The organism is Kitasatospora sp. NPDC023385 (assembly GCF_055664045.1).
The window spans coordinates 27,939-54,732 of the sequence record NZ_JBVOOL010000010.1 but is presented as its reverse complement, the minus strand read 5'-3'; the positions used below and the strand labels follow the sequence as shown (position 1 = coordinate 54,732).

General features: G+C 73.7%; 20 protein-coding genes. 8 read left to right on the top strand and 12 right to left on the bottom strand.

The genetic code is table 11. The features are described from left to right. Nucleotide 1: 1 nt before the first annotated feature. From AC0B61_RS17555 to AC0B61_RS17535, 5 genes are all read left to right on the top strand, one after another. Nucleotides 2–2,407: a beta-xylosidase/alpha-l-arabinosidase gene (locus tag AC0B61_RS17555; protein ID WP_471741565.1), complete on the top strand. Its 2,406-nt coding sequence runs from the start codon at nt 2–4 to the stop codon at nt 2,405–2,407. 123 nt (nt 2,408–2,530) lie between these two features. Further along, nucleotides 2,531–4,825, top strand: coding sequence for an ATP-binding SpoIIE family protein phosphatase (locus AC0B61_RS17550; protein WP_471741564.1), 2,295 nt, complete (start codon nt 2,531–2,533; stop codon nt 4,823–4,825). A 170-nt stretch (nt 4,826–4,995) separates the two neighbouring features. Continuing rightward, nucleotides 4,996–5,700: a FadR/GntR family transcriptional regulator gene (locus AC0B61_RS17545; protein ID WP_471741563.1), complete on the top strand. Its 705-nt coding sequence runs from the start codon at nt 4,996–4,998 to the stop codon at nt 5,698–5,700. Nucleotides 5,701–5,813: 113 nt separating this feature from the next. Continuing rightward, a complete protein-coding gene (locus AC0B61_RS17540) occupies nt 5,814–6,707 on the top strand; it encodes an amidohydrolase family protein (RefSeq protein WP_471741562.1) in 894 nt (297 codons plus the stop codon). A gap of 112 nt (nt 6,708–6,819) precedes the next feature. Continuing rightward, a complete protein-coding gene (locus AC0B61_RS17535; RefSeq protein ID WP_471741561.1) occupies nt 6,820–9,303 on the top strand; it encodes a glycoside hydrolase family 95 protein in 2,484 nt (827 codons plus the stop codon). A 13-nt stretch (nt 9,304–9,316) separates the two neighbouring features. On the opposite strand, the gene AC0B61_RS17530 is transcribed toward AC0B61_RS17535, so the two are convergent. The 8 genes from AC0B61_RS17530 to AC0B61_RS17495 form a co-directional block, all read right to left on the bottom strand. Continuing rightward, complete coding sequence (locus AC0B61_RS17530) at nt 9,317–9,817, bottom strand: universal stress protein (protein WP_471741560.1); 501 nt, start codon at nt 9,815–9,817, stop codon at nt 9,317–9,319. A 49-nt stretch (nt 9,818–9,866) separates the two neighbouring features. Continuing rightward, the gene (locus tag AC0B61_RS17525; RefSeq protein WP_471741748.1) at nt 9,867–11,123 is read right to left on the bottom strand and encodes an SLC13 family permease; all 1,257 of its coding nucleotides are present in this window, start codon (nt 11,121–11,123) and stop codon (nt 9,867–9,869) included. 155 nt (nt 11,124–11,278) lie between these two features. After that, entirely contained in the window at nt 11,279–12,400 is a 1,122-nt protein-coding gene (locus tag AC0B61_RS17520) for a lactonase family protein (RefSeq protein ID WP_471741559.1), read from the bottom strand. A gap of 192 nt (nt 12,401–12,592) precedes the next feature. After that, nucleotides 12,593–13,552 carry a Gfo/Idh/MocA family protein gene (locus AC0B61_RS17515; protein ID WP_471741558.1) on the bottom strand — a complete coding sequence of 320 codons (960 nt, stop codon included), beginning with the start codon at nt 13,550–13,552 and terminating at the stop codon, nt 12,593–12,595. A gap of 1 nt (nt 13,553) precedes the next feature. Continuing rightward, nucleotides 13,554–14,960 (bottom strand): amylo-alpha-1,6-glucosidase, encoded by a 1,407-nt coding sequence (locus AC0B61_RS17510; RefSeq protein WP_471741557.1) that lies wholly within the window; start codon nt 14,958–14,960, stop codon nt 13,554–13,556. Further along, nucleotides 14,947–16,221 (bottom strand): MFS transporter, encoded by a 1,275-nt coding sequence (locus tag AC0B61_RS17505; protein ID WP_471741556.1) that lies wholly within the window; start codon nt 16,219–16,221, stop codon nt 14,947–14,949. Before AC0B61_RS17505 ends, AC0B61_RS17510 begins: the two co-directional genes overlap by 14 nt. Continuing rightward, a complete protein-coding gene (locus AC0B61_RS17500) occupies nt 16,218–17,477 on the bottom strand; it encodes a zinc-dependent alcohol dehydrogenase (RefSeq protein ID WP_471741555.1) in 1,260 nt (419 codons plus the stop codon). Before AC0B61_RS17500 ends, AC0B61_RS17505 begins: the two co-directional genes overlap by 4 nt. A 208-nt stretch (nt 17,478–17,685) precedes the next feature. After that, entirely contained in the window at nt 17,686–18,399 is a 714-nt protein-coding gene (locus AC0B61_RS17495) for a GntR family transcriptional regulator (RefSeq protein WP_471741553.1), read from the bottom strand. Nucleotides 18,400–18,656: 257 nt separating this feature from the next. On the opposite strand from AC0B61_RS17495, the gene deoC reads away from it, so the two are divergent. After that, nucleotides 18,657–19,349 (top strand): deoxyribose-phosphate aldolase, encoded by a 693-nt coding sequence (gene deoC, locus AC0B61_RS17490; RefSeq protein WP_471741552.1) that lies wholly within the window; start codon nt 18,657–18,659, stop codon nt 19,347–19,349. Between the two features lie 36 nt (nt 19,350–19,385). Here deoC and AC0B61_RS17485 read toward each other — a convergent pair whose 3' ends face one another. The 3 genes from AC0B61_RS17485 to AC0B61_RS17475 all read right to left on the bottom strand — a co-directional run bounded on the left by AC0B61_RS17485 (nt 19,386) and on the right by AC0B61_RS17475 (nt 24,556). Continuing rightward, nucleotides 19,386–20,813 (bottom strand): GH1 family beta-glucosidase, encoded by a 1,428-nt coding sequence (locus AC0B61_RS17485; protein ID WP_471741747.1) that lies wholly within the window; start codon nt 20,811–20,813, stop codon nt 19,386–19,388. 278 nt (nt 20,814–21,091) lie between these two features. Next, on the bottom strand, nt 21,092–22,918 hold the full coding sequence (locus AC0B61_RS17480; RefSeq protein WP_471741551.1) for a glycoside hydrolase family 6 protein: 1,827 nt from the start codon (nt 22,916–22,918) through the stop codon (nt 21,092–21,094). 66 nt (nt 22,919–22,984) lie between these two features. Continuing rightward, nucleotides 22,985–24,556 carry a cellulase family glycosylhydrolase gene (locus AC0B61_RS17475; protein WP_471741550.1) on the bottom strand — a complete coding sequence of 524 codons (1,572 nt, stop codon included), beginning with the start codon at nt 24,554–24,556 and terminating at the stop codon, nt 22,985–22,987. 395 nt (nt 24,557–24,951) lie between these two features. Here AC0B61_RS17475 and AC0B61_RS17470 point away from each other — a divergent pair, with 395 nt between their 5' ends. Beyond that, a complete protein-coding gene (locus AC0B61_RS17470) occupies nt 24,952–25,590 on the top strand; it encodes an ATP-dependent Clp protease proteolytic subunit (RefSeq protein WP_471741549.1) in 639 nt (212 codons plus the stop codon). Nucleotide 25,591: 1 nt separating this feature from the next. Then, entirely contained in the window at nt 25,592–26,194 is a 603-nt protein-coding gene (locus tag AC0B61_RS17465; protein WP_471741548.1) for a ClpP family protease, read from the top strand. Between the two features lie 85 nt (nt 26,195–26,279). On the opposite strand, the gene AC0B61_RS17460 is transcribed toward AC0B61_RS17465, so the two are convergent. After that, entirely contained in the window at nt 26,280–26,735 is a 456-nt protein-coding gene (locus AC0B61_RS17460) for a helix-turn-helix domain-containing protein (RefSeq protein WP_471741547.1), read from the bottom strand. Nucleotides 26,736–26,794 lie beyond the last annotated feature (59 nt).

Below are 26,794 nucleotides of genomic sequence, written 5' to 3'. Positions count from 1 at the left end.
CGTGCCCGAGTCCCTGCCGGAGCCGGCACCCGCCTGGCGGGACACCGCGCTGGCCCCGGAGGCCAGGGCGGACGCCCTGATCGCGGCGATGACCCTGCGGGAGAAGACCGCCCAACTGGTCGGCGTCTGGGTGGGTGCCAGTGACGAGGGCGGCGAAGTCGCCCCGCACCAGCACGAGATGGAACCGCCGCCCGACCTCGACACCCTCCTGCCGCACGGCCTCGGCCAGTTGACCCGCCCGTTCGGCACCGCCCCGGTCGACCCGGCGCTCGGCGCGCTCTCCCTGCTGCGCACCCAGCGGCGGATCGCCGCCGCCAACCGCTTCGGCATCCCGGCCCTCGCCCACGAGGAGTGCCTGGCCGGCTTCGCCGCCTGGGGCGCCACCGCCTACCCCGTGCCACTGTCCTGGGGCGCCACCTTCAACCCCGAGCTGGTCCGGACGATGGCCGCCGCCATCGGGCGCGACCTGCGGGCCGTCGGCGTGCACCAGGGCCTCGCCCCGGTGCTCGACGTGGTCCGCGACGCCCGCTGGGGGCGGGTCGAGGAGACGATCGGGGAGGACCCGTACCTGGTCGGCACCGTCGCCACCGCCTACGTGCAGGGCCTGGAGTCGGCCGGGATCGTCGCCACCCTCAAGCACTTCGCCGGGTACTCGGCCTCCCGCGCCGGACGCAACCTCGCCCCCGTCTCGATGGGCCCGCGCGAGCGCGCCGACGTCATCCTGCCGCCCTTCGAGATGGCCGTCCGCGAAGGCCGCCCCCGCTCGGTCATGCACGCCTACACCGACACCGACGGCCTGCCCTCCGCCGCCGACGAGGCCCTGCTCACCGGACTGCTCCGGGACACCTGGGGGTTCACCGGCACGGTCGTCGCCGACTACTTCGGCATCGCCTTCCTCAAGACCCTGCACGGCGTGGCCGAGGACTGGTCCGCCGCCGCCGCCCTGGCCCTGGATAGCGGAGTCGACGTCGAGCTGCCCACCGTGAACACCTTCGGGCAGCCGCTGCTCGACGCCGTCGCGGCGGGCACCGTCCCGGAGGAGCTGATCGACCGGGCCCTGCGCCGCGTCCTCGCGCAGAAAGCCGGGCTGGGGCTGCTGGACGCGGACTGGAACCCGGTGCCCGCCGCCCTCGCCGATGTCGATTCCCCTACCGGCGCCGACCCGGGCGACCCCGAGGCGCTGCGCGGCCTGGTCGACCTCGACCGGCCCGCCAACCGCGCCATCGCCGCCGAACTCGCCGAGCAGGCCGTGGTCCTGCTGCGCAACGACGGCCTGCTGCCGCTGCACCGCCCCGCCCGGATCGCCCTGATCGGCCCGAACGCCGACGAACCCACCGCCGTGCTCGGCTGCTACTCCTTTCCCGTGCACGTCGGCTCCCAGCACCCGAAGGTCCCGCTCGGCATCGAACTCCACACCCTGCGCGAGGCGTTGGCCGCCGAGTTCCCCGGCAGCGAGCTGCGGACGGTGCGCGGTGTGACGGTCGACGGCGAGGACACCGACGGCATCGCGGAGGCGGTCCTGGCCGCCCGGCAGGCCGACGTCGTGGTCCTCGCCCTCGGCGACCGGGCCGGGCTCTTCGGACGCGGCACCAGTGGCGAGGGCTGCGACGCCGCCTCGCTCGAACTACCCGGCCGACAGGCGCAGTTGCTGGAGGCCCTGCTGGACACCGGGACACCGGTGGTGCTCACCCTGCTGGCCGGACGGCCGTACGCGCTCGGGCGCGCGGCCGCCGAGGCGGCAGGGATCGTCCAGTGCTTCTTCCCCGGTGAGGAGGGCACCCGGGCCCTCGCGGGCGTGCTCAGCGGGCGGGTCAACCCGTCCGGACGGCTGCCGGTCTCCGTCCCCGCGCACCCCGCCGTCCAGCCGTCCACGTACCTGGCCGCCCGGCTGGCCCAGGCCGGCGACGTCTCCAGCACCGATCCGACACCCGCCTTCGGCTTCGGACACGGGCTCGGCTACAGCGAGTTCACCTGGTCGGGCCTCGCGGCGGACGTTACCGAGACCGGCACCGACGGCGAGTTCCGGCTCGCCTTCGAGGTGCGCAACACCGGCGCGCGGGCAGGCACCGAAGTCGTGCAGTGCTACCTGCACGACCCGGTGGCCGCGGTGGTGCAGCCGGTGCAGCGGCTGATCGGCTACCGGCGGATCCCGCTGGAAGCCGGAGCCGGCTGCCGGGTGGAGCTGACGATCCCCGCCGACCTGGCCTCGTTCACCGGTCGCGACGGCCGGCGGATCGTCGAACCCGGCGCGCTCGACCTGCGGATCTCCGCCTCCAGCACCGACGCCCGCTTCACCGTGCCGCTGCGCCTCACCGGCCCGGTCCGCCCGCTCGACCACACCCGCCGACTCCACCCGACCGTCACCGTCCAGGACCTTCCACCCCGGTCAGCGGCCGTGGACCGCTGACCGGACGGCCCCCACCGCCCGCTTCTCGACCGGGGCGCGGGTGGTGGGGGCCGGACCTACGCTGGAACCAGGCGCCGGAATCCCGTTCCGGCGCGGACGGCTGCCCGGACGGAGGCGTGGCGCGTGGATTCGGCCGGCAATCAGGACGCACCCACGGCCGTTGTCGTGGTCGACCCGGACGGCACGGTGAGCGGCTGGAGCGAAGGCGGGCGGCTGCTGCTGGGCTGGACGGCGGAGGAGACCGTCGGACGCCCCGTGACCGACCTGCTGATCGACCCCCCGCCCGGGTTCCCCGAGAACAGCTTCCCCGACGGCGGCGTTCCCAGGGGCGGCACTCCCGGGGGCGGCGTTTCCGAGGACGGCGTCCCCGAGGGCGGCGATACCGGCCCCGACCCCACGAGCCTGATCACCCTGCGTCACCGGGACGGCTCCGCGGTGGACGCGGTGGTGACGGCGCACGACCTGCACGGCACCGGCGGCCGGGTGCTGGGCCGCGTCGTCACCGTCCAGCGCTGGGGGCGACGTCCGGTGATCGCCGACCGGGCCTTCGAGCAGTGCCCGTTCGCCCTGGGCGTCTACGACCCCGAGCTGCGGTTCCTGTGGGTCAACGCCGCCGCCTGCCGGGTGATGGCGCACTCGGAGGACCAGGTGCTCGGCGAGAAGTACCGCGAGCTGTTCCCCGAACTGGACGACAAGGCGTACACCGACCGGCTCTCCGAGGTGGCCCGGACGGGCGAGCCCGCGCGTCTGATCACCGTCTTCCGCCCGCTGGGCAGTGCCTACGCCAACGCCTGGGCCACCGCCGCGTTCGCCGTCGCCGGCACGATCGTGCTCGGCCGCGCCGCCCGGCACGACGGGAAGCAGGCCGCGGACCGGCGGCCCGGGCCCGCGACGCCGGTCCACTACGCCTCCGGGTCCATCGCCGCCCGCTGCATGGCCACCGGCCGGTCCATGGTGCAGCTCGCCGCCGCCCCCGACCAGGGCGGCGAATGGGCCTTCGGCCCCGGGCTCGCCGCCGACTCCGCCCACTGGCCGCCGGGCACCCCGCTGATCGACCAGTCCATCGCCGCCCAGGGGCTGACCGGCCGGATCACCGTGCCGCTGCTGGCGCGCGGCGCCCTGCTCGGCGTCGTCGCCTTCGCCCGCCGGGACCGACCCGAGGCCTTCACCGCCGACGACCTGATCCTCGCCGAGGAACTGGCCGCCAAGGCCGCCGTCGCCATCGACAACGCCCGCCGCTACACGCGCGAGCACACGACCGCGCTGACCCTGCAACGCAGCCTGCTCCCGCAGCGGCTGCCCAGCCACGAGGCGGTCGAGGCGGCCTCCGGCTACCTGCCCGCCGGGGCCGGTGCGGGCGTGGGCGGTGACTGGTTCGACGTCATCCCGCTGTCCGGCGCCCGCGTCGCCCTGGTCGTCGGCGACGTCGTCGGCCACGGCCTGCACGCCTCGGCCAGCATGGGCCGGCTGCGCACGGCCGTCCGTACGCTGGCCGACGTGGACCTGCCGCCGGACGAACTGCTGACCCACCTGGACGACCTGGTCCTCCACCTGTCCGGCGACCGCCGGCCCGAAAGCGGCTTCGAGTCGACCGGCGAGGCCGGCGCCACCTGCCTGTACGCCGTCTACGACCCGGTGGCGCGGCGCTGCGCACTGGCGAGCGCGGGCCATCCGCTGCCGCTCGTCATCCTGCCGGACGGCACCAGCACCCCGGTCCTGGCGCAGCCGGGGCCGCCGCTCGGCGTCGGCGGGCTGCCGTTCGAGGCGGCCGAGTTCGAGCTGCCCGAGGGCAGCCTGCTCGCCCTCTACACCAACGGGCTCGTGGGGAGCCGCGGCCACGACGCCGAGCAGGGGACCGCCGAACTGCTCAAGATCCTGACCAGGCCGGTCACTCCACCCGTCACACCATCGGCCGCCGCACCGGCCACCGCCCCCTCCGCCGCACTGCAGGCGCTCTGCGACGCGGCGATGGAGGCCATGCTCCCCGATCACCGCACCGACGACGCCGCCCTGCTGCTCGCCCGCACCCGCGCGCTGGACCCGGACCACGTCGCCGACTGGGACATCGAACCCGACTTCGCCCAGGTGCCGCACGCCCGGCAGCTGGCCACCGACCGACTGCTCGCCTGGGGCCTGGAGGCGGCGGCGTTCGTCACGGAGCTGGTCGTCAGCGAGCTGGTCACCAACGCCATCAAGTACGGCGAGCCGCCGATCAGGCTGCGGCTGATCCGCAACACCTCGCTGATCTGCGAGGTCTCCGACGCCAGCGACACCACCCCACACCTACGCCGGGCGCGTGCCTTCGACGAGGGCGGCCGCGGTCTGATGCTCGTCGCCCAGCTCACCCAGGGCTGGGGCACCCGGCACGGCACCCACGGCAAGACGATCTGGTGCGCACAGACCATCGGTCTGATGTAGGCGACGACCGTGGACGGCGACAGCCTTCGTCCGTCCTTCGGCCCATACATGGGATGGATTTCTCGCGGCAAGTGGTGAGGGTCTGACCAAGAGCCAGGTCGCAGTCGATGCCCGTCGGAAAGGACGGCAAATGCCTTCCAGGACATGGGATCTCCTGCTACGTTGACGCCGTGTCGCTGACTGACAAGGCCATCGCCCGCATCCGCCGGGTGATCCGGGACGGCGAACTTCCCCCGGGATCGAAGCTGCCCCCCGAGCAGCAACTCGCGGCCGAGCTCGGCCTGTCACGCAACCTGATGCGCGAGGCGGTCAAGACGCTCGTCGTCGCCCGGGTCCTGGAGATCCGGCGCGGCGACGGCACCTACGTGACCAGCCTGGCGCCCGGCCTGCTGCTGGAAGGGCTGGGCGGCGCGGTCGAACTGCTGCAGGGCGACACCGTCCTGGAGCTCACCGAGGTGCGCAGGCTCTTCGAGCCGGCCGCCACCGGACTGGCCGCCACCCGCATCACCGACGAGGACCTCGCCGAGGTGGGCCGGCAGCTGTCGGCCATGCGGGACGCCCGGGACGACGTGGAACGCCTGACCCACCACGACGCGGCCTTCCACCGGGCGGTGATCCACGCCACCGGCAACGAGACCCTGGCCACGCTGCTGGAGCACATCTCCGGCCGCACCCTGAACGCCCGGATCCGGCGCGGACAGGTCGACGCCGAGGCCGCCGACCGCACCATCGCCGAGCACGAGGCGATCCACGACGCCCTCGCGGCCCGCGACTCCGATCTCGCCCGGGCCGCCGCCCTGATGCACGTCCACACCACCGAGCGCTGGCTCCGCGACCAGCTGGCCGGGGGAGCGCGGATCCCCGTCGGCCCGTAGGGCCCCCGTGCCCGGCGGGCCAAGCGCACCCGGCGCACCCGACGTGCCCGGCGCACCCGGCGCACCCGGCGTTCCTGACGCACCGTCAACCACCCAGTGAGGAGCGATCGCGCGTGATAGTCGACGCGCACCACCACGTATGGGAGTTGGGCCGTCGCCCGCAGAACTGGCTGGACGCACCGGAGTCGGCCGCCATCCGGCGGGACTTCCGTCCGGCCGACCTCGCCCCCCACGCCCGGGCGGCAGGCATCGACCGCACGGTCCTGGTGCAGGTCCTGCCGGACCTCGCCGAGACCCGGGAGTTCCTCGCTCTGGCCGCCGCCGAACCGCTGGTCGCCGGCGTCGTCGGCTGGGTCGACCTCACCTCGCCCGGGATCGCCGACACCCTCGCCGACCTGCGGCAGGGGCCGGGCGGCGACCGGCTCGTCGGCGTACGCCACCTGGTCCAGGGCGAGACCGACCCGGCCTGGCTCGCCCGTCCCGACGTCCGGCGCGCACTGCGCGCGGTCGGCGACGCCGGGCTCTGCTACGACCTGCTCGTCCTGCCCCACCAACTCCCCGCCGCCATCGAGGCCGTACGGGCCCTGCCGGACCAGCCGTTCGTCCTCGACCACCTCGCCAAGCCGCCGATCGCGCGCGGCGAGCCGGAACCGTGGGCCGGACGGCTGCGTGAACTGGCCCGCGAGCCCAACGTCTTCTGCAAGCTCTCCGGCCTGGTCGCGGAGGCCCGCCGGGACGGCTGGACCGTCGCCGATCTGCGCCCCTACGCCGAGACCGCCCTCGACGCCTTCGGGCCCGACCGCGTCATGTTCGGCTCCGACTGGCCGGTCTGCCTGCTGGCCGCCTCGTACGGGCAAGCCGTCGCTGCCGCCGAGGAGTTGACGAGCGGACTGGAACCACGCGAGCGCGCACAGGTCTTCGGCGGCACGGCGGCCCGGGCGTACGGGCTGCCCGAGCCGGCACCGGCCGGCCCGGCGGAGGCGCCGACAGGCCGGTCCGCCGGCTGAGGATCCCGGCTGCCCGTACCGCCCCCTGACCGCATTCCTCCGGCCCGCCCACCTCAGTGCCGGGCCCCGCCCTCCCCATGCCCCCCGCGACCCCCGCGACAGGAGAGACGCTGTGCCCACCGACACCCACCGGTCCCCTGAGGAGACGCTCTGGTACCGGCGCCCCGCCGACGGCTTCCTGGAGGCGCTGCCGCTCGGCAACGGACGGTTAGGCGCCATGACGTACGGCGGTGTCCCCACCGAGCGGATCGAGCTCAACGCGGACACCCTGTGGTCCGGCGGGCCCGGCCCCCGGGACCGCGCCGCCGCCGAGCACCTGGCCGCCCTGCGGACAGCGGTGTTACGCGACCGCGACCACGCCCGGGCCCACGCGATAGCCGCCACCCACTTCCCCGGCCCCGGCGTCGAGGGGTACCAGCCGTTGGCCACCCTGCTACTGACCTTCCCGCCGGGCGCGGCGGATGACCCCGCCGACTACCGGCGCGCGCTGCGCCTCGACGAGGCCGTGCACACCGTGGAGTTCACGGTCGGGGGAGTGCACTACCAGCGGGAGAGCTTCGTCTCCGCCCCGGCGGGCGTGCTGGTCGTCCGCCTCCGGACGGACACCCCCGGTGCCCTCTCCTTCCGCGCCGGCCTCACGACCCCCCACCCCGCCGCGCGCCCGGCGTTCGACCCCGCGACCGGCACCCTGTCGATCGACGGCCGCGTCCCCACCCAGCTCCCCCCTCGGGACCAGGACGAGCCCCTGACGTACCGGGCGGACGACGGCATGGGATACGCGGCCGCCCTGCGGGTGCGCACGCCGAACGGACGCGTCAGTGTCAGCGGCGACCACGGCGACCACGGCGGCGCCGACAAACCCGGCGACGGCGACGGCGGCGCGATCGACGTCACCGCCGCCGACGAGGCGGTCCTCCTGATCGCCGTCGGCACCGGCTACCGGGACTGGCGACAGCGGCCCGACGGCCCCGAGGCGGCGCTCGCCGAGGCACGCCGGTGGTTGGACGGGACCGACGGGCAGGACTTCGACACCCTGCGCGCCGCCCACCTGGCCGACCACCGGCGCCTCTTCGGCGCGGCCGCCCTCCGGCTCCACGGACCGGCGGCGGCAGCGGACCGGCCGACCGACGAACGCCTCGCCGCCGCGAACGCGGGCGCCGAGGACCCGGGCCTCGCGGCCCTGCTCTTCGCCTACGGCCGCTACCTGCTGATCGCCTCCTCGCGGCCCGGCACCCAGCCCGCGAACCTCCAGGGGATCTGGAACAACGACGTCACGCCGCCCTGGAACTCCAACTGGACGTCGAACATCAACCTCCAGATGAACTACTGGCCCGCCGAGACCACCGGCCTGGCCGAATGCCACGAGCCGCTGTTCGACCTCGTCGCCGGCCTCGCCGAGACGGGGCGCTCCACCGCGCGCGCCTACTACGACGCGCCGGGCTGGTGCTGCCACCACAACGTCGACATCTGGCGCGCCACCAACCCCGTCGCCGGAGACCCGGTCTGGGCGCACTGGCCGATGGCGGGCCCCTGGCTCGCGGCGCACCTGTGGGACCACCACCTCTTCCACGGCGACCGCGCCCACCTCGCCTACCCGGTCATGCGCGAGGCCGCCCGCTTCCTCACCCACCTCCTGGTCGAGGACCCCGACGGCACCCTGGTCACCTGCCCGTCCACCTCGCCCGAGCACCACTTCCGGCTCCCCGACGCCACCATGGCCGCCGTCGACGCCGGCTGCACCATGGACTACTGGCTCGCCGCCGAGCTGCTCGACAACACCGTCGCCGCCGCCCGCGAACTCGGGGTCGACCACGAACTGGCCGCCGAACTGACCGACGTCCGCGCCCGGCTCCGGCGCCCGGCCCTCGCCGCCGACGGGCGCCTGCTGGAGTGGCGGGACGACCTCCCCGAGGAGGACCCCGGCCACCGCCACCTCTCCCACCTCTACGGCCTCTACCCGGGCAGCGCCGTCGACCCGCTCGGCGACGACACCTTGCTGGACCCGGCCCGCCGCGCCCTGGACCGCCGCCTGGCACACGGCGGAGGCGGCACCGGCTGGAGCCTCGCCTGGGTCGCCGCGCTCGCCGCCCGCCTCGGCGACGGACCCCTCGCCGGGCAGGCCGTGGCGCGCCTGCTCGAAACCTCGATCGCGCCCAACCTCCTCGACCTGCACCCGCCGCAGCTCTTCCAGATCGACGGCAACTTCGGCATCACCGCCGCCATCGCCGAAACGCTGCTGCAGAGCCACAACGGCGTCCTGCGGTTGCTGCCCGCGCTGCCGCCGTCCTGGCCGGACGGCGACGTGCGCGGGCTGCGCGCGCGGGGCGGGCTCACCGTCGGCCTGAGCTGGCGCCGGGGAGTGCTGACCGGAGCCGAACTGCGGGCCGCCCGCGACACGCTGATCGACCTACGGCTGCCCGAACGGGAGGGCCACCCCGTCCTCACCGACCACGAGGGCACGCTCGTCGCGACCGCCGAGAACGCCGGGGCCGCCGAGAACGCCGGGGCCGTCGGGGACGGGCGGCGGCTGCGCGGCCACCTTCCGGCGGGCAGCCGGTACCGGCTCTCCTACCCTGACCCGGACATCGGGCACTGAACGAGGCGCCGCGCTACGGCCGGCCGGGCGGGGGCGGGGGCGGGGGCGGGGGCGTCGCGGTGCCCGGCGCCGGCTCCGGCCAGACCAGCAGCACCGGGCAGGGCGCGTGGTCGACGACGAAGCGGGTCGCCGGGGCGAGGCTGTGCGGCCCGAGACGGGTGCGGTCGCCGTCGCGGGCGAGGACAAGCAGCTCGGCGCCTTCGGCCGCCGCGACGACCTCCCGTTCGACCCGGCCGCTGCGCTCCACGTGGGTGCAGGGCCGCCCGAGGCGTTCGGCCGCAGCAGCGAGGAGGTCCTGGGCGGAGGCGGCCGCCAGGACCTCCACCCGGGTGCCGGGATCGCGCTCGCGGTGGCCGCGTCCGAGTAGCCCGGCGAACGCGCCGTGCGCGACGCCGGGCACCTCCGGACCGCTGACGTGGAGCAGGACGACCTCCGCGTCCTGCGGCGCGTGCACGCGGGCCGCGTCGACGCAGACGGGCCAGGTGCCTTCGGTGATCCAGACGACGACGGTCACGGCCTCGTCCCTCTCATCGGCTTCATCCGCTTCATCTGCTGCATCCGCTTCATCCTCCGATGATCCGCAGTGAACCCCACAGTGCCACCACGGCCAGTGCCAGGGCAGCCGGAACGACGAGCAGGCCGAGGCGGGTGAACTCGCCCAGCCCGATGTCGGTGTCGTGCTCGCGGACGATGCGCCGCCACAACAGGGTGGCCAGGGAGCCGGCGTAGGTGAGGTTGGGGCCGATGTTCACCCCGAGCAGCACCGCCAGGACCGCGCCGGCGCCGGACGGCACGGCCAGCGGCAGCAGGACGAGGGTGGCGGGCAGGTTGTTGATGACGTTCGCCAGGACCGCCGCCAGCGCCGCCACGCCGAGCAGCGCGGGCAGCGAGGTGCCGTGCGGGACGAGGTGCCCGAGCGCGGAGGACAGCCCGTTGTCGACGACGGCCCGGACCACGACGCCCAGCGCCAGGACGAAGGCCAGGAACGGCACGGCGGCCGAGCGCACGATCGCCACCGGCGTGGTGCGGCGCCGCACCAGGGCCCGGGCGGCGAGCACCAGCGCGCCGGCCAGGGCCGCCCAGGCCGGATCGACCCCGACGATCGAGGTCAGGACGAACCCGGCGAGCGTGCAGGCGACGGTGACGAGGGCGAAGAGCGGCAGCTGCGGCGCCGCCGCGTCAGCCGCGGGCGGGGCACCCGTCACCAGGTCGGCGGCGAAGAACCGGCGCAGCACCACGTACTCGACGGCGATGGCCGCCAGCCACGGCAGCGCCATCAGCGCGGCGAACCGCGTGAAGCTCAGCCCGCTCGCGGCGAAGGCCAGCAGATTGGTGAGGTTCGAGACCGGCAGCAGCAGCGACGCGGTGTTCGACAGGTGGGTGCAGGCGTAGACGTGCGGCTTGGGCCGGGCACCGAGGCGGGCCGCGGTGACGAACACCACCGGGGTGAGCAGCACCACGGTGGCATCCAGGCTGAGCACGGCCGTGACCACCGAGGCGACCACGAACACCTGCGCCAGCAGCCGCCGCGGACTGCCCGCGGACGCCCGGGCCATCCACGCCCCGCAGGCGCGGAACAAGCCCTCGTCGTCGCACAGTTGCGCCAGCACCAGGACGGCGGCGAGGAACCCGATCACCGGCCCCAGCCGCTCCGCCTCGGCCAGCGCGTGGGCCGGCGAGATCGCGCCGACACCCACCAGCAATGCGGCCGCCGGGACCGCGACCACGGCCTCCGGCCAGCCCCACGGCCGCACCACCGCGCAGACCAGCACCAGCACCAGCAGCCCGATGGACAGCGCTTCCGCGAACGACGTACTCAGGGTCTGCTCCTTGCAGGCGACGTTTCAGCGCACTCGACCGGGCCGGAACCGCCTGGTCACGGCGCACCGGTGCAGCCCAACGGTACGGGCTGCGACCTGCGGCCTCCTCCTCGGCGCCGACTCCGCGGTCGCGTCGAGGGGCCGGATTCCGCCGCTCAGGGGCCGATCGGCAGGACGGAGGTGGGCTCGGTGATCGCGAGGGGTGCTCCGGCGGGGGTCAGGTGCCCGGAGGCCGGGTCGCGGTGGAAGGCCGTGAGCGTGTCGGAGCGCTGGTTGGCGCAGAACAGGAGCCGCCCGTCGGGGGTGAGGGCGATGTCCCGGGGCCAGACGCCGCCGCACGGAACGGTGGCGATCAGCTCGGCGGACGCGCCGTCATCGCGGACGGCGTGCACGGCGATCGCGTCGTCGCCGCGGTTGGTCGTGTAGAGGAACCGGCCGTCCGCGGACAGCCGGACGGCGGCCGCGTAGTTGGCGTGGGGCGCGTCGGGGTCCTGCCGCGTCTCCAGCTCCACGGTGGGTTCGAGGCGGCCGGCGAGCGCGTCCCAGGTGCAGACGGTGAGGGTCGAGGAGAGCTCGTTGAGGACGTGGACGTGCCGGGCCGAGGGGTGGAACACGAGGTGCCGGGGGCCCCTGCCCGGCGGCAGTTGGACCGTCTGGTGCGCTCTGAGCCGACCGGTGGCCGGCGCGAAGGCGTAGACGTGGATCCGGTCCGTGCCGAGGTCGGTGCAGAGGAGGAACCGTCCGTCGGGCGAGGGGGCGGCCATGTGGGCGTGGGGGGAGGTCAGCAGCTCACCCGAGGGCTCCCGGCCGGGGTGGCGAATGGTCTGGACCGGCTCGGCGGTGACCAGGCCGTCGGCGCCGGTGGGGATGACCGACAGGACACCGTCGCCGTAGTGGGCCGCGAAGACGTGTGACCCGCTGGGGTGGACCGCGAGGTGGCAGGGGCCCGCGCCGCCGCTCGCGCTGGCCGCGTTGTTGGCGGTGGCTGTGTTGGTGGCGGAGGTGGCGGTGCCGGGCAGGCTGAGTATCCCGGTCCCGGGATCGACTCGGAGGGACAGGATCCGCCCGGAGTCCTCCTCCAGGACGGCGTGCAGGGCCGGGCGCGTCGGGTCGAGGGCCGCGTAGGAGGGGTGGCCGACCGGCAGCGTCCGGACGAGGGTCATGGCGCCGGTGCCGTCGTAGCGGACGGTGGAGAGCCCGGCGCCGGGGGCGTCGGCCGGGGCGGCGCTGCCGATGACCAGCGAGCCGCCGGACGGCGTCGTCGGGAGGTGGTTCAAGGATGCCTGCTCTCTGTCCACCCCGCGGTGAACGGTCCGTCAGGGGCGCCACCCGGGCGGCGGTGTCCGAGATCGGCATCCTACGGACGGCGGACGCACCGAGTCGACGCAGGACCGGGGGTACGGTCGTGCGTCGACTCGGCATCGGAGTCGGCATCGGAGTCGGACCGGCCCGAGCGGGCAGTCGGTCGGTCAGGCACCTCCAGGTACGAGACGGCTCCGGACGGAGTCCAGGGTGGTGGCGATGAGGAGCGACTCCGTGAGCGGGACGAGGTGGGCGGAGGTGTCGCCCCCTGCCGCGGCGTCCACCGCCTCGACCATGAGGCGGTACGGGTTCTGGGGCGGGTAGTGGCGCCGGCCCTCGCCGGTGGCGGTGAGCGTGCTGGGGGCCGCGCCGGCGCAGAAGGCCGGCGGGATGAGCGTGATCGAACCGCCGGTGCCGGTGGTGGTGAAGACCTCGGACGTGTCGCCCACGAGCGAGCAGCCGACCTCCGCCGTCCCCTGGCCGGGGAACTCCAGCAGGAAGCGGGTGGCCGAGTCGGCGGAGCCGGGCCCCCAGTGGTCCTGTTCGGCCCGGACGACGCTCGGCGTCCGCCAGCCGAACGCGGCGAGCGCGGCGGAGACAGCGTAGTAGCCGACGTCGTAGAGCGCGCCGCCGCCGAGGGCGGCGTCGAGGCGGTAGTTGCCGGGGGCGGGCGCGAGGCCGTCGAACCTGGCGGTGACGGTGTGGACGGTGCCGATCGCACCGCGGGTGATCAGGGACTCCAGGTCGCGGGTGCGCGGGTGCCAGCGGTTCCAGGCCGCCTCGACGAGGAGCCGTCCGGTGGCGCGGGCGGTGGCCGCCATGGCGGCGACCTCGGCGGCGGTCAGTCCGAGCGGCTTCTCGCACAGGACGTGCTTGCCCGCGCGCAGGGCGCGCTCCACCCAGAGGCGGTGGGCGCTGTTGTGGAGGGCGATGTAGACGACGTCGACGGCGGGGTCGTCCAGCAGTTCCTCGTAGCGGGTGTACACCCGTGCCGGGTCGAGGGCCCGGGCCCGTCGGGCGTCGGTCGCGGCGACGGCGTGCAGGCGCGGCCGGTCGGCCGCGTGGACGGCGGGTGCGAGGCTGGAGGCGGCGATCGAACCGGCGCCCAGGAAACCCCAGTTGGCCATGTCAGCCCTCCTCCGCCGTGCTGGTCGCGCCCGCCGGTGCTGTCGCGCCCGCCGGTCCTGTCGTGAGTGTCGGGTCCGTCGTGGGTGTCGGATCCGCCGTCGTGGCGGCGGCCAGGTCCAGGACGAGGGAGCTCCAGCCGAAGGACCGCGCGCCGTGCCCTTCGGCGTCCTCCGGGCCGTAGCATTCCCGGGTGCCCGAGGCCGCGACGAGCGCGCGGGTGCGCGCCGCGAGCGTGTCGGCTTCCGCGCGGTAGCCGCGTCGGAGCAGGCCCCAGTACAGGTACCAGTTGAGGTTGACCCAGCTGGAGCCGCGGAAGATGGCCCCGGTGCGGAACGAGGCGTCGTAGGACGGTTCGGTGGCGGCGACGCTGGGGACCGGATGGGGCCGCCAGAACTCCCGCTCGTTCAGCAGGTGTTGCTCGATGACCCGGCGCGCGGCGGTGTCCGGCACCGAGTCGAGGAGAATGGGCAGCAGCGAACTGGCGGTGAGGACTCCACTGCGTTTTCCGGCGACGAGGTCGAGGTCGTGGAAGGCGCCGGCGGTCTCGTCCCAGCAGTGCCGCATCAGCGCGGCGCCGATCGCCCGGGACTCCTCGGCCAGCCGGTCCGCCGTCCGCCCGTTCGGTTCGACCGTCCGGGCGAGGCGCGCCAGGCAGGCCAGCCCGTCGGCGTAGACGGTGTTGACGAGCACGTCGTTCCAGACGAACAGCCTCCGGTCGCGGAGCGGGGTCTCCGGCGTGCGGGCCGGGGAGGCGTAGGCCGTGATCAGCGACCGCATCGCGCTGTGCCAGGCGGTGCGCACGCCGTCCTCCCCGGCCGCCTCGATGCCGAGCGCGGCATCGTACTTGGGACTGCTGTCCAGCCCGGACTCGTCCGGCTGGTAGATCTCCAGCAGGCCGGTGCCGGGGCTCGTGCGGTGGTCCCGGAGCCAGCCGAAGAAGGCGAGCGTCGGTGGCAGGACGCGGCGCAGCCAGAGGTCGTCGCCGGTGGCCCGGTACACTCGCTCGACGGCCCGGGCCACCACGGGCGGCGCGATGGTGACGGACCGCCAGCCCTCCCACAGGTCGATCCGGAAGTCCGCCGTGGCACGCGGCCGGAGGTCGTCCTGCCAGAGGACCATGTGCGGCAGGAAGCCGGTGGGCGTGATCGCGCTGAGCAGGGAGCGCACCTCGTCCCGGGCCCGGCGGGTGTCGACGTGGGTGAGGGCGATCGCGTGGAAGCTGCTGTCCCAGGCCCACTGGAAGGGGTAGCTGTCGGGGGAGGGGCAGGTGAAGTCGAAGTGGCGCTGGGCCGCCCGGGAGAACCCGGTGCGGTGGTTGCGGGCGAGGGTGTCGCGGGCCCGGGCGGAGCTCTCAGCGCTGCTGCCAGCGCCGGTCCGCGCATTCGCCGCGCTCTCAGTGACGGACATGTGGGGTGACTCCCGAGGAGGACGCGTCGGCGGGGGCCGGCTGCTGTCGCCCGGCGGCGAGCAGCAGCGCGGCGATGGGCAGCAGGCAGCCGGCGAGGCCGAAGGCCGAGCGGACGCCGAGGTGGTCGGACAGGGTGCCGAGCAGCAGGGGCGCCAGCATGATGCAGGTGCTGACGGTGAGTTGGACGCGGGCCGTGGCCTGGTCGGTGCGGCCGGGCGCCGCGCTCACCGCGAGGGAGAGGGTCAGCGGGAAGAGGTTGGCGATCCCCAGCCCGCCGAGGGCCAGGCCCAGCAGGGCGAGCCAGGTGGTGGAGGCGAGCCACAGGGCGAGGAAGCCCGCGGCGGCCACGGTCAGGGATCCGGCCACCAGCGCGGCCGAGCGGGCGGACCGGGCGCCGGTCGCCAGCCGGCTCCCCGCCAGTCGGCCCACCAGCTCGCTCCCGTAGAACAGGGCCAGTGCCGCCGATGCCTGACTGTCCGTCAGGTGAAGGTGGCTGGTGAGCAGGGGCGCGGCGTAGTAGGCGAGGCAGAACTCGAAGCCGACGACGAGACCGCACAGGGCGGCGCGGAGCGGGAACGCGCCGGTCGGCCGGTCGGCCTGCGCCTCGCGGACGGCGGCCTTGGCGGCGGGCGCGCCGCGCGGGCGCAGCGGCTCGGCACGCAGCGCCGGGTACATGGCCGCCAGCGCGAGGGCGGGCAGCAGCAGGCACCAGTTCCACGACGCCCCGGCGCTCTGCAGACCGCTGATGACCAGGGGCGCGGCGAGTGCGCTGACGCTCGCGGCCGCGTTGGCCTCGACCAGGGCACGGGCCCGCAGCGACTCGTCCGCGCCGTGGTGCTCGGCCAGCACCGCCAGGGCCGTGGTCTGCAGCAGCGCCCCGCCGACGCCGCCCAGGACCGCCGCACCGAGGGTGACGGCGGCCGACAGCTCGGTCGCGAGGAGGAGCGAGCCCAGCGCGAGGACCGCGAGCGCGGTCCAGAAGAGCACCCGGTGGCCCGCCCGCGACCGCAGGCGGCGGAACAGCAGGTTGGTGAGGATCGCACCGGCCGCGAAGGCCGCGGAGTGCAGGCTCATCAGCGCGTAACTGAGCCGCAGGTCCTGGCGCAGGAGCGGCAGCAGCGGGCCGAGCGCGTACAGGAGGTAGGCGTACACGGCCAGTCCGCCGTAGGCCGTGAGGGTCAGCCGGTCGCGGACGAAGACGGGGGTCCGGTGGTCGGGGGGCCGGTGGTCGGGGGCGAGCGGTGGGGCGGTGCCGGTCACCCGGGTATCCCGGCCTGCTCGACGAAGGCCCCGCCGGCCGGGGCGATGCCGACGGGCGTGGTGCCGACGGGCGTGGTGCCGAGCGGTGTCGTACCGACGGGCACGACGGGCACGGTACCGACGGGCACGGCGCCGGCGGTGGCGGCAGTGCGCCGCACGTGGTCAAGGAGGACGGAGGGGGCGAGCAGCGAGGTCTTCATCGACGCTCCCCGCCCGTACCCGGTGAACGCCTCGCGGACGGCCTCCTCGTCGTCCAGGCAGGCCCGGGTGGTGATCAGCGGGGCCGGGTCGACCAGGCCCGACTCGACGAGCCGCAGGGCCACGGCGGTGACGTGCGCGGAGCGGGCCATCGGGAACGAGCGGACGTCGAAGGGGGTGGACAGCAGCCGCAGGCCCTTGGCCAGGATCATCCAGGTGTTGAGCCGCTGCGGGACGGCCGTGGCGCCGTAGATGACGTACGAGCCGCCGGGCCGCAGCAGGCCCATCGCGAGTTCGCGGATGTCCTTGCCCGGGGCGTCGTCCGCTCCGGACGGGCGGCCCGGCGCCGAGATGTGGGGCAGCGCGTCGAACACGTAGTCCGCGTACTGGTCGTGGTGGTCGCGTACGTACGCTTCCAGCTCCGCCGCCTGGGTGTCCGGGTTGAAGGCGTGCGAGGCCCCGTGCCGCAGCGCGACGTCCATCCGGTCGCCGTTGCGGTCGAGCACGGTGATCGGGCCGGCGCCGAGGTGGCGGTGGAGCACCTGGACGGCCAGCTGGGCGCTGGGGCCGCAGCCGAGGACGACACAGGTGTCGCCCGGCTTCGGCGGGTTGAGCAGTAACGACCGCAGGACCGAGGTCAGCGGTTCGATCACGGAGGCCAGGTCCGAGGGCACGCCCGGCGGCAGGACGACGGCCGCGGCCTGGTCGGCGTCGTAGAAGTTGCGCCCGGTGTACCAGGCCGTCTCCACGCCGAGCCGGCCGGGGAAGAGCGGCCGGATCGACCGGTACTCGGCCATCCCGCCGAAGTCGGTCTGTCCCCAGTAGGTCACCCGGTCGCCCGGCCGCACGTCGTCCCGGAGCCGTTTCCCGACCTCGACGACCTTTCCCACGTATTCGTGCCCGGGAATGATCGGCCAGGCCTCCGGAAAGAGGTGGCCGCGGAAGTAGGAGACGTCGGTCGAGCAGATGGAAACCGCTTCGGTCTGCAGCAGGATCTCATCCTCGCGACATTCCGGATCGGGCACCAGGGTTCGGGTGATTTCCCCGGGAGAAGTCATCAGGTATGCGTACACGGCTTTCCCTCCATGGCTGCCTGTCATTCCACTACCGGAATCGGACCGGGCCGCGCCGCCCGCCGATGGTGCAGTTCCCCGTCGGAATTCCTCCCGCGTGGTGCCGTCGGCGTCGTTGCTCGACTCGCGGGTCGTACGGATGGCCGGATGACCGGACGGCCCGGTGACCAAAGGGCAGCCTCAGGGGATCGCCTCAGGAATCCACTTCGAAGGCGACGTCGAGGGCGTACCGGTCGCCCACGTACCGGGACTCGGCGAGTTCCAGGGGTTGCTCGTCCTGGTCCACGATGAGTCGCTCCTCGACCAGCAGGGCGGTACCCGGGGCCACGGCCAGCAGCTCCGCGTCCTGCTCACCGGCCACGGCGGCCCTGATGGACGAGTGCCCGCGGGTCGGTGTCCGGCCGAGCCCGGCGAGCGCCTCGTGCATCGACGCCGTGCGGAAGTCGACCTCCAGCAGGGCGGCGAGGCCCTCCGGGAACACCGCCCGTTCCAGCGCGGTCGGGATCCCGTCGGCCAACCGCACCCGACGGACCTCCACCACCTGGGCGGACTTCCGCAGCCGGAGCCGGTGGACCTCCTCCGGCAGAGCGGCCCGCAGGCTCGCCGAGATCAGTCGCGAGGAAGGTCTCCGGCCCTGTCTGCGCATTTCCTCGCTGAATCGGACCAGGTTTTCCGCGCGGCGGTGGGTCGGCGGTTCCGCGACGAAAGTCCCGCGCCCGGAGATCCGGTACACCAGGCCTTCCGTGACGAGCCGTTGAACGGCCGCTCGGGCGGTCATGCGGCTCACCCCGAATTCCTCGCACAACTCCGCCTCCGACGGAAGGGGATCGTGCGGTCGATGCTCGGCGATCCGATTTCGGAGGACCAGTTCGATCTGGTGGTACCTGGGCGAGAAATCCGTTTCCAAAAGAGGTCCTCCGAAATTGAGGTTACGCCGTCTAGCTGTCTAGTCAACCAGCGTAGACCAGTGCAGATCGGGGCATCTCGCAGCGAACCGCACCAAGAGCAAGGGGCGTGCAGCGTGATTCCCGTCACATCGCGGCCCGGGGGGCGCGCCGCGTGCCTGTATAGACAGCTAGACAGCTGATGACTATCGTCGGAGTCGTCCGCGCTGTCGCACCCTCACCGGTGGGACGCGAAACGCCGCACTCCTGGGACAGGCTCATGGACTCCACCGACATCGACGTCCGGCAGCTCGCCAAGATGATCGACCACTCGCTCCTGCGGCCCGAACTGACCACCACCGAAGTCCTGCACGGCTGCGAACTCGCCGCGGCCTACGACGTCGCCGCGGTCTGCGTGCGCCCCGCCGACGTCGCCCTGGCGGTCAAGGCGCTCGCCGGTACCGCGGTCGCCGTCGGCACCGTCATCGGCTTCCCGCACGGCGGGTCCACCGCGACGGCCAAGGCGGGCGAAGCCGTCGACGCCCTGGCGGAGGGCGCGGCCGAACTCGACATGGTGCTCAACATCGGCCTGCTGCGCAGCGGCGAGGACGACGCCGTGCGGGAGGACATCGCCGCCGTCGTCGACGCCGTGGCGGGCGCCGCCCTCGTCAAGGTGATCTTCGAGAACGCCTACCTCGACGACGAGGAAAAGGTCCGCGCCTGCCGCCTCAGCGCGCTGGCGGGCGCGGACTTCGTCAAGACCTCGACCGGCTTCGCACCCGGCGGTGCGACCCTGGAGGACGTCCGGCTGATGCGGGCGAACGTCCCCGCGCACATGAGGGTCAAGGCGGCGGGCGGGGTCCGCACCCTCGACCGCATGCTGGAGTTCGTGGCCGCCGGCGCCGAACGGTTCGGGGCGACCGCCACCTCCACCATCCTGGACGACCTGACCGCCCGTCGGGCCGACGCCTGATCTCCCCTGATCCCCCGCCCGCGCCGCCGGCGGGCCCTACGGGCCGACCGGCGGGTGGAGCTCTCCGGTACGGGCCACCCGGGCGTACCAGCGGGCGCTGGACTTCGGGGTGCGGGCCCGGGTGGAGTGGTCGACGTGGATCAGGCCGAAGCGCTTCGCGTAGCCGTACGCCCACTCGAAGTTGTCCAGCAGGGACCAGGCGAAGTAGCCGCGCAGGTCCGCGCCGTCGGCGGCCGCCCGGTGGACGGCCGCCAGGTGGGCGTGGAGGTAGGCGGTGCGTTCCGGGTCGTCGACCGTGCCGTCCTCGCCGACCAAGTCGTCGTAGGCCGCGCCGTTCTCGGTGACCATCAGCGGCAGGCCCGGGTGGCGCCGGGCAAGTCCGGTCAGCAGCTCGTGCAGGCCGGTGGGGTCGACGGCCCACCCCATCGCGGTCCGCTCGCCCGGCGCCGGGTGGAAGCCGACCCGGTCCGCGCCCGGCCAGGGCGAGGCCGTACCGCCGCCGTGGCCGTCCTCACGGGCCGGGGCGGCGCCCTCGGCGGTCGCGGAGACGACGGTGGGCGTGTAGTAGTTGACGCCCAGCCAGTCCAGCGGCTGCTGGATCTCCTTCGGATCGCCGGGGCGGACGAACGCCCAGTCGGTGAGGTGGGCCGTGTCGGCCAGCAGGTCCTCCGGGTAGGCACCCGCCAGCATCGGACCGAGGAACACCCGGTTGCCGACGGCGTCGATGCGGCGCACCGCGTCCCGGTCGGCGGCGGACGGGGTGAGCGGGCGCACGGCGTGCAGGTTGAGCGAGACCGACAGCCGGGCGGTGGCGGGCAGCAGGCCGCGCAGTGCGGTCACGGCCAGGCCGTGGCCGAGGTTGAGGTGGTGGGCGGCGCGCAGGGCGGCCACCGGGTCGGTCCGGCCGGGGGCGTGGACGCCCGAGCCGTAGCCGAGGAAGGCGCTGCACCAGGGCTCGTTGAGGGTGGTCCAGTGGCCGACCCGGTCGCCGAGCGCCTCGCCCACCAGCGCGGCGTATTCGGCGAACCGCTCGGCGGTCGTGCGCTCCGGCCAGCCGCCGGCCGACTCCAACTCCTGCGGGAGGTCCCAGTGGTAGAGCGTGGCGACGGGGGCTATCCCGGCGGCGAGCAGTTCGTCGGTGAGGCGGCGGTAGAAGTCCAGGCCCCGCTGGACGGCTGGGCCGTGGCCGGTGGGCTGGACGCGCGGCCAGGAGACGGAGAAGCGGTAGGCGGTGAGCCCGAGTTCGGCCATCAACCGGACGTCCTCGCGGAAGCGGTGGTAGTGGTCGGCCGCGACGTCGCCGGTCTGGCCCTCGAAGACCTTGCCCGGGGTGCCGCAGAAGGTGTCCCAGATCGAGGGGGTGCGGCCGTCCTCGGTGGCGGCGCCTTCCACCTGGTAGGCGGAGGTGGCCGCTCCCCAGAGGAAACCGGCCGGGAACCGGGGCAGGGCCGCGGTGGAGTTCAGGGCGGTGGCAGGGGTGGCAGGGGTGGCAGGGGTGGCAGGGGGAAGGGGCACGGGCTGCTCCGAGTGGCGAGGGATTTCGGTTCGTGGCGGCGGTCCAGTTCCTGACGGCGGTTCGGTTCCTGACGGCACCGGTGATGAGGCCGCCCACGATGTGCTTGCCCAGCCACGCGAAGACCGATAGCCGCGAACGGCCGCGAAGACCACTGGCGGCGGCGCCACGACGGCCCGCCGACCGTCCGGAAGCCCGCCGGCTTCCGGACGGTCGGCGGCGTCCGGTGCTACAGCGCCGGGTAGGCGTTCTTCATCAACTCCTGGAACTGGGCCGAGAACCACTCCCCGGCCAGCGGTGCGTCCGGCAGCGCACCGGACATGCTGTTGTTGTTCCGCGGGTTGCCGGTGTACGTCGGGTCGCACATCCGGTCGAAGCCCTTGCCGTCGTTGTTCGGAATCGCCTTGCTGGCCCCGTCCGACTCACCCGGCGGCTTCATCCACACGTACGCGTCGATGCCCGGCGCCGGGGCGGCCTGCGGCCGTTCGCCGAGGCCCGCGCCCGCCTGGTTGCACCAGTTCCCGGTCTGGAACCGCCGGTCGTAGCGCCCGCCGTCCACGTACGCGTCGACGCTGGTCTTCGGCCCCGGGCCGGCGGGCCGGGCGGTGCCGCCCCAGCCGTTGCGGGAGGTGTCGATCAGCATGCCCAGGTTGGGGTCGAAGCCCAGCGTGACCAGCTTGGCCCGCATCGCCTGCGCGTAGGAGAGCTCGTCGACGTAGCGGTTCCAGTCCACCCACTTGGACTGGCGGACGGAGGTGCCGTTGACGCTGTCGTCGATGGTGAAGTTGTTCTCCTTGAGCGCGCTGTAGTTGGCGGTGTTGACGATGAAGCCGTGCACGTTGGAGAGGGTGGAGCCCTCGGCCGTCGCCGCCTGCTTGAACAGGTCGGCCGAGGCGCCGAGGTTGTCGTCCCAGCCGAGCCAGCCGTGGTGGCCGGCGTCGACGTAGTTGTACACGTTGGGCACGGCGCCCAGCTTCTTCAGCGCGTAGCCGACGCCCGCGATGTAGTTGCCGTTGGCCTTCATCACGTCGCAGGCGGGGGTCGCGGTGGCGCGCGGCGTGGTGTTGGTGGCCAGGTTCGGCAGCGAGTCGATCTCGACGGCCGTGACGATCCGCAGCCCCGCGTACTTCGGGTCGGCGAGGATCGCCGCGATCGGATCGATGAACTCCGTCTTGTACCGGCCGATCTCGGTCGGGCCGAGTTCGCCGTTGGAGGCGAGCGCGGAGCAGTCCCGGCCGGGCAGGTCGTAGATCACCAGCTGGACGACGAGCTCGCCGCTGCCCTTCTGGCGCAGCGCTTCGTCGAGGTGGGCGCGCAGGCCCATCTTGCCGTTGGCGCCGGCGATGGCGGCGATCCGGTCCACCCAGATGCCGGTGGGTTGGCCGGCGACCTTGGCGCCGCCGGGCTCCGCGGCGGCGTGCGCGGACCACTCGGGGTTCACGTAGACCTTCGCGCCCGCGTACGGGTTGTCGACGCGGGTGCCGGTCGGGGTGCCGGTGGGCGTGCCGGTCGGGGTGCCCGTAGGTGTGCCGGTCGGCGTGCCCGTGGGCGTGGGCGTGGCGGTGGGGCTGGGCGTCGAGGTGTCGCCGTTGCACAGCACGCCGTTGAGCTTGAAGGCGGTGGGCGCGGGGTTGGTGCCGCTGTACGAGGCGTTGAAGCCGAAGGAGGTGGAACCGCCGGTCGCCAGGCTGCCGTTGTACGAGACGTTCCGGGCGGTGACGGCGGCCCCGGACTGGCTGACGGTCGCGTTCCAGCCCTGGGTGACCTGCTGGTTGCCGGCGTACGTCCACTCCAGGGTCCAGGAGCTCAGCGGGTCACCGGTGTTGGTGATGGTGACGTTGGCGCCGAAGCCGGTGTCCCACTGGTTGGAGACCTGGTAGGCGATCTGGCAGCCGGCCGTGGCGGCGCCGGCCGAGGTGGACAGCACGGTGGCGCTGGCGCCGGTCGCGGCGAGCAGGCCCAGAGCGGTGAACAGGGCGGTCCGGTTGTTGCGCAGCCGGGTGAAGCCGGGGCGCGCGGGGTCGGCGGGTCGGATGGGGCGGGTGGTGCGGCTCATGGTGGGGGGCCCTTTCGGTGTGTTTCGGTGTGTCTCGGTGTTGTTCGGTGTGCGGTCGGCGGGTGCTCAGTGAGCGGTCAGGGCGCGCAGGTGGTCGCGGAGCCCGGTGCCGAATGCGGTGGGGGTGCCGTCGTAACCGCTGATCAGGGCAGGACCGGAGGAGCAGTCCCAGGTGTTCCAGGTCCAGCCCAGGTAGGAGAGCCCGCGGTCGTCGGACCACTTCATGACGCGGTCGACGAACGCGTGCCCGCAGGTGTTCTCACCGATCTCGCCCGCCACGAGCGGGGCGCGGGCGGCGACCGGGTCCAGGGTGGCGGTCCAGCAGGCTTCGCCGGCACAGGAGTTGAAGTTGTAGACGTGCCAGGCGGCGGCCAGATTGCCGGTCGGGTCGGAAGGGGCGTGGGCGAGCCAGCCGCTCAGGTCGTTCGCGTAGGCGATCCCGGGGACGAGGACGACGTTGCGCGCGCCGGTGGCCCGGACGGCGTCCACGAGGTCCTGCATGCCGGCCACCGGGTAGCCGATGCCCGGGCAGGTGCCGCCGTCGCGCCAGCAGGCCCAGGCCTGCTCGGTGGTGGCGGCGGCCCGGTCCGGGTAGGGCTCGTTGAACAGGTCGAAGACCACCCGGCGGTCGTCCTTGAAGGCGTTCGCCACCGAGGTCCAGAAGGCCGGGGCGTAGCGGGCGTCCGGCATCGGCTTCTGGCAGGTGGCGTGCTCGTCCGGGCAGCCCGCCGAGTTGCCGGTGTACTGGCCGTACGTCCAGTGGAGTTCGACCACGGGGGTCATCCCGTGCGCGAGGACGCGGGCCACCAGCTCCTTGACGGCGCTGACGTACGCGGCGCCCCGGTACTCGGGCCGGACGTTGTCCAGGCCGAGCCAGCACTCCTCGTTGAGCGTGATCCGGACGGTGTTGGCCTGCCAGTCGGCGATGGCCTGGACGGCGGCATCGTCGACCGGGCCGTCGAAGATGCCGTGGCCCTGGACGCACATGAACTCGCCGCCGGAGCGGTTGACGCCGAGCAGGCGGCGGGTGGTGCCGCTCGGGTCGGTCAGCCGGTTGCCGTCGACGCTCAGCTCGGGCGCGCCCGGGGGCGTGGTGGGTGTCGGGGTCGGGGTGCCGGTCGGCGTGGCGGTCGGGCTGGCCGTGGGTGTGGCCGTGGGTGTGGCCGTCGGCGTCGGGGACGAACCGTCGGAGCAGGCAAGCCCGTTGAGGGTGAACCCGGTCGGCGCGGGGTTGCCGCCGGACCAGGAGCCGGTGAGCCCGAGGGTGACGCTCCCGCCGGTCCCCAGCGAGCCGTTCCAACTCTCGTTCGCGGCCGTGACCTTGCTGCCGGACTGGGACCAGGTGGCGCCCCAGCCCTGAGCGAGGTGCTGACCGCCGGTGAAGTCGAAGCCGAGGCGCCAACTGCTGGTCGGAGCACCGTTGTTGGTGACGACCATGGAGGCCTGGAAGCCGCCGGTCCACTGGTTGACCGTGGCGTAGGCCACGGAACAGCCGGGCGGGGCCGGGGCGCCCGAGCCCGTACCCGCCACTGCTGACACGGCGGACACGGATGGCGCGGATGACACGGCGGACACGGCGCTCACCAGGGTGAGCGCGATGCCGCACAGCAGTGCTGTCGAACGAGGAGGGTGACGCATGAGCGACTCCTTGCCGAGGACACGCCGCTCACGGCGCGTCGACTGACGGAATCGCTCCCACTGGTGGCCACTGACCGTAGCGCCAACTGCCGCCAAGGAAAAGAGGAGTTGCCGGGTTTTGTCGGCTGATGCGTTCGAGTGTTCAAGCCTCTTGACCGGCTCGCGGGGATCCCGCACAGTGGGAGCGCTCCCACTGGTCTGGGCGCTGTCCTTGATGAACAGTACGCACGGCGGGCCGGCTCGGCCGGGTGGGGTCACACCGGTCGAGCGGGCCCGGGCGTCCTTCCGTCCGCTCTGCCCGTGGCGAATCTGCGGCGGGCAGAGAAACCACGATCGGGAAGCCCCCCGGGGCAAGAGTGGTGTCGACGGCATCCCCACCTCGACAAGGAGACCCGATGACCCCGCTCACCGCGCTCCCGCCCCGTGCGGGCGAGGGCGACACCCCGCCCAGTCCCTTCGACGACCACCTCGCGGCGCAGCTGCTCGCCCAGCGGATCGTCCTCCTCGGTACCCAGGTCGACGACGTGTCGGCCAACCGGGTGTGCGCGCAACTGCTGCTGCTGTCGGCGGAGGACCCGCGCACCGACATCTGCCTGTACATCAACAGCCCCGGCGGGTCGGTCACCGCGGGCCTCGCCGTCTACGACACCATGCGGCTCATCCCGAACGACGTCTCGACCCTGGCGATGGGATTCGCCGCCAGCATGGGGCAGTTCCTGCTCACCGTGGGGGCACTCGGCAAGCGGTTCGCGCTGCCGAACGCGCGGATCATGATGCACCAGCCCTCGGCGGGCATCGGTGGCACCGCCGCGGACATCGAGATCCAGGCGGAGAACCTCCAGTTCACCAAGAAGGCCATCGAGCGGATCACCGCTGAACACACCGGGCAGAGCGAGGAGACGATCGCGCGGGACGGCGACCGGGACCGCTGGTTCACGGCCGAACAGGCCAGGGAGTACGGGATCGTGGACCGGGTGGTGGAGTCGGTCACTGACATCCGCCCGGCCGCGTCGCGCCGACGGATGGGGCTGTGACATGGGGTCGTACACGGTTCCCTACGTCATCGAGCGGACCGCGCAGGGCGAGCGCTCCTACGACGTCTTCAGCCGACTGCTGAACGAGCGGATCATCTTCCTCGGCACCGAGATCGACGACGGGGTCGCCAACGTCGTCATCGCGCAACTCCTGCACCTGGAGTCGGAGAACCCGGAGCGCGAGATCTCGATCTACCTCAACTCGCCCGGCGGATCGTTCACTTCGCTGATGGCGATCTACGACACGATGACGTTCGTGCAGGCGCCGATCTCCACGTTCTGCGTCGGCCAGGCGGCGTCGACGGCGGCGGTGCTGCTGGCCGGCGGAGACCCCGGGCGGCGGTTCGTGCTCCAGCACGCCCGGGTGCTGCTCGGCCAGCCGGCCAGCGGCGGCCGACAGGGGACGGTCTCCGACCTCAGCCTGGCGGCCAAGGAGATGGTCCGCATCCGCTCGCAGGTGGAGGAGGTCCTGTCCCAGCACACCGGACACGACGTGGCGACACTGCGTGCCGACATGGACCGCGACAAGGTGCTCAGTGCCGAGGAAGCCGTCTCCTACGGGATCGCCGACCAGGTGCTGAGCCGACGGCACGCGTTCGTCTGACGGCGCGCGGCCGTGTGCCGGCCGGTACGGCGGAGGTTCCCCGCCGTACCGACCGCCAGGTACCAGCCGTCGGCTGCCGGCCCGGTCAGGCCGCGAGGCAGAGGCCGTCGTACTGCGCCCGGGTCGACGGCCGGCCACGGCCCACCGGGCCCCGGCCGACCCGGCCGACCCGGCTCCGGGCGTACCGGGCCAGCTCGTCCTGGGCGAGCGAGAGCACGTCGGAGAGCCCGAGCCCGAGAGCCCGGGCGGCGGCCGCCAGCACCTCGGACGAGGCCTCCTTGCGTCCGCGTTCCAGCTCCGACAGGTACGGCATCGAGATCCGGGCCGCCTCCGCGACGTCCTTCAGCGTGCGCTCCTGGGCGAGCCGTTCGCGCCGCAGCACATCGCCGACGACGTCGCGCCACAGGGGCTCCTTCGGCGCGGTCGCCGGCGGGGCTGCCGCCGGCTGCTGCCGGGTGCGGCTCGTCCCACCGGAGGCGGGCGGCGAGACCTGCGGGCGCAGGGGGATGACGCGGGCTTCGTTCGGCGCATGAGTGGTCACCCCTTCAGCCTAGGCATCCGGGGCGCCGGCGGAAGGGAGCGGCGTTCTGCCCTGGGTGA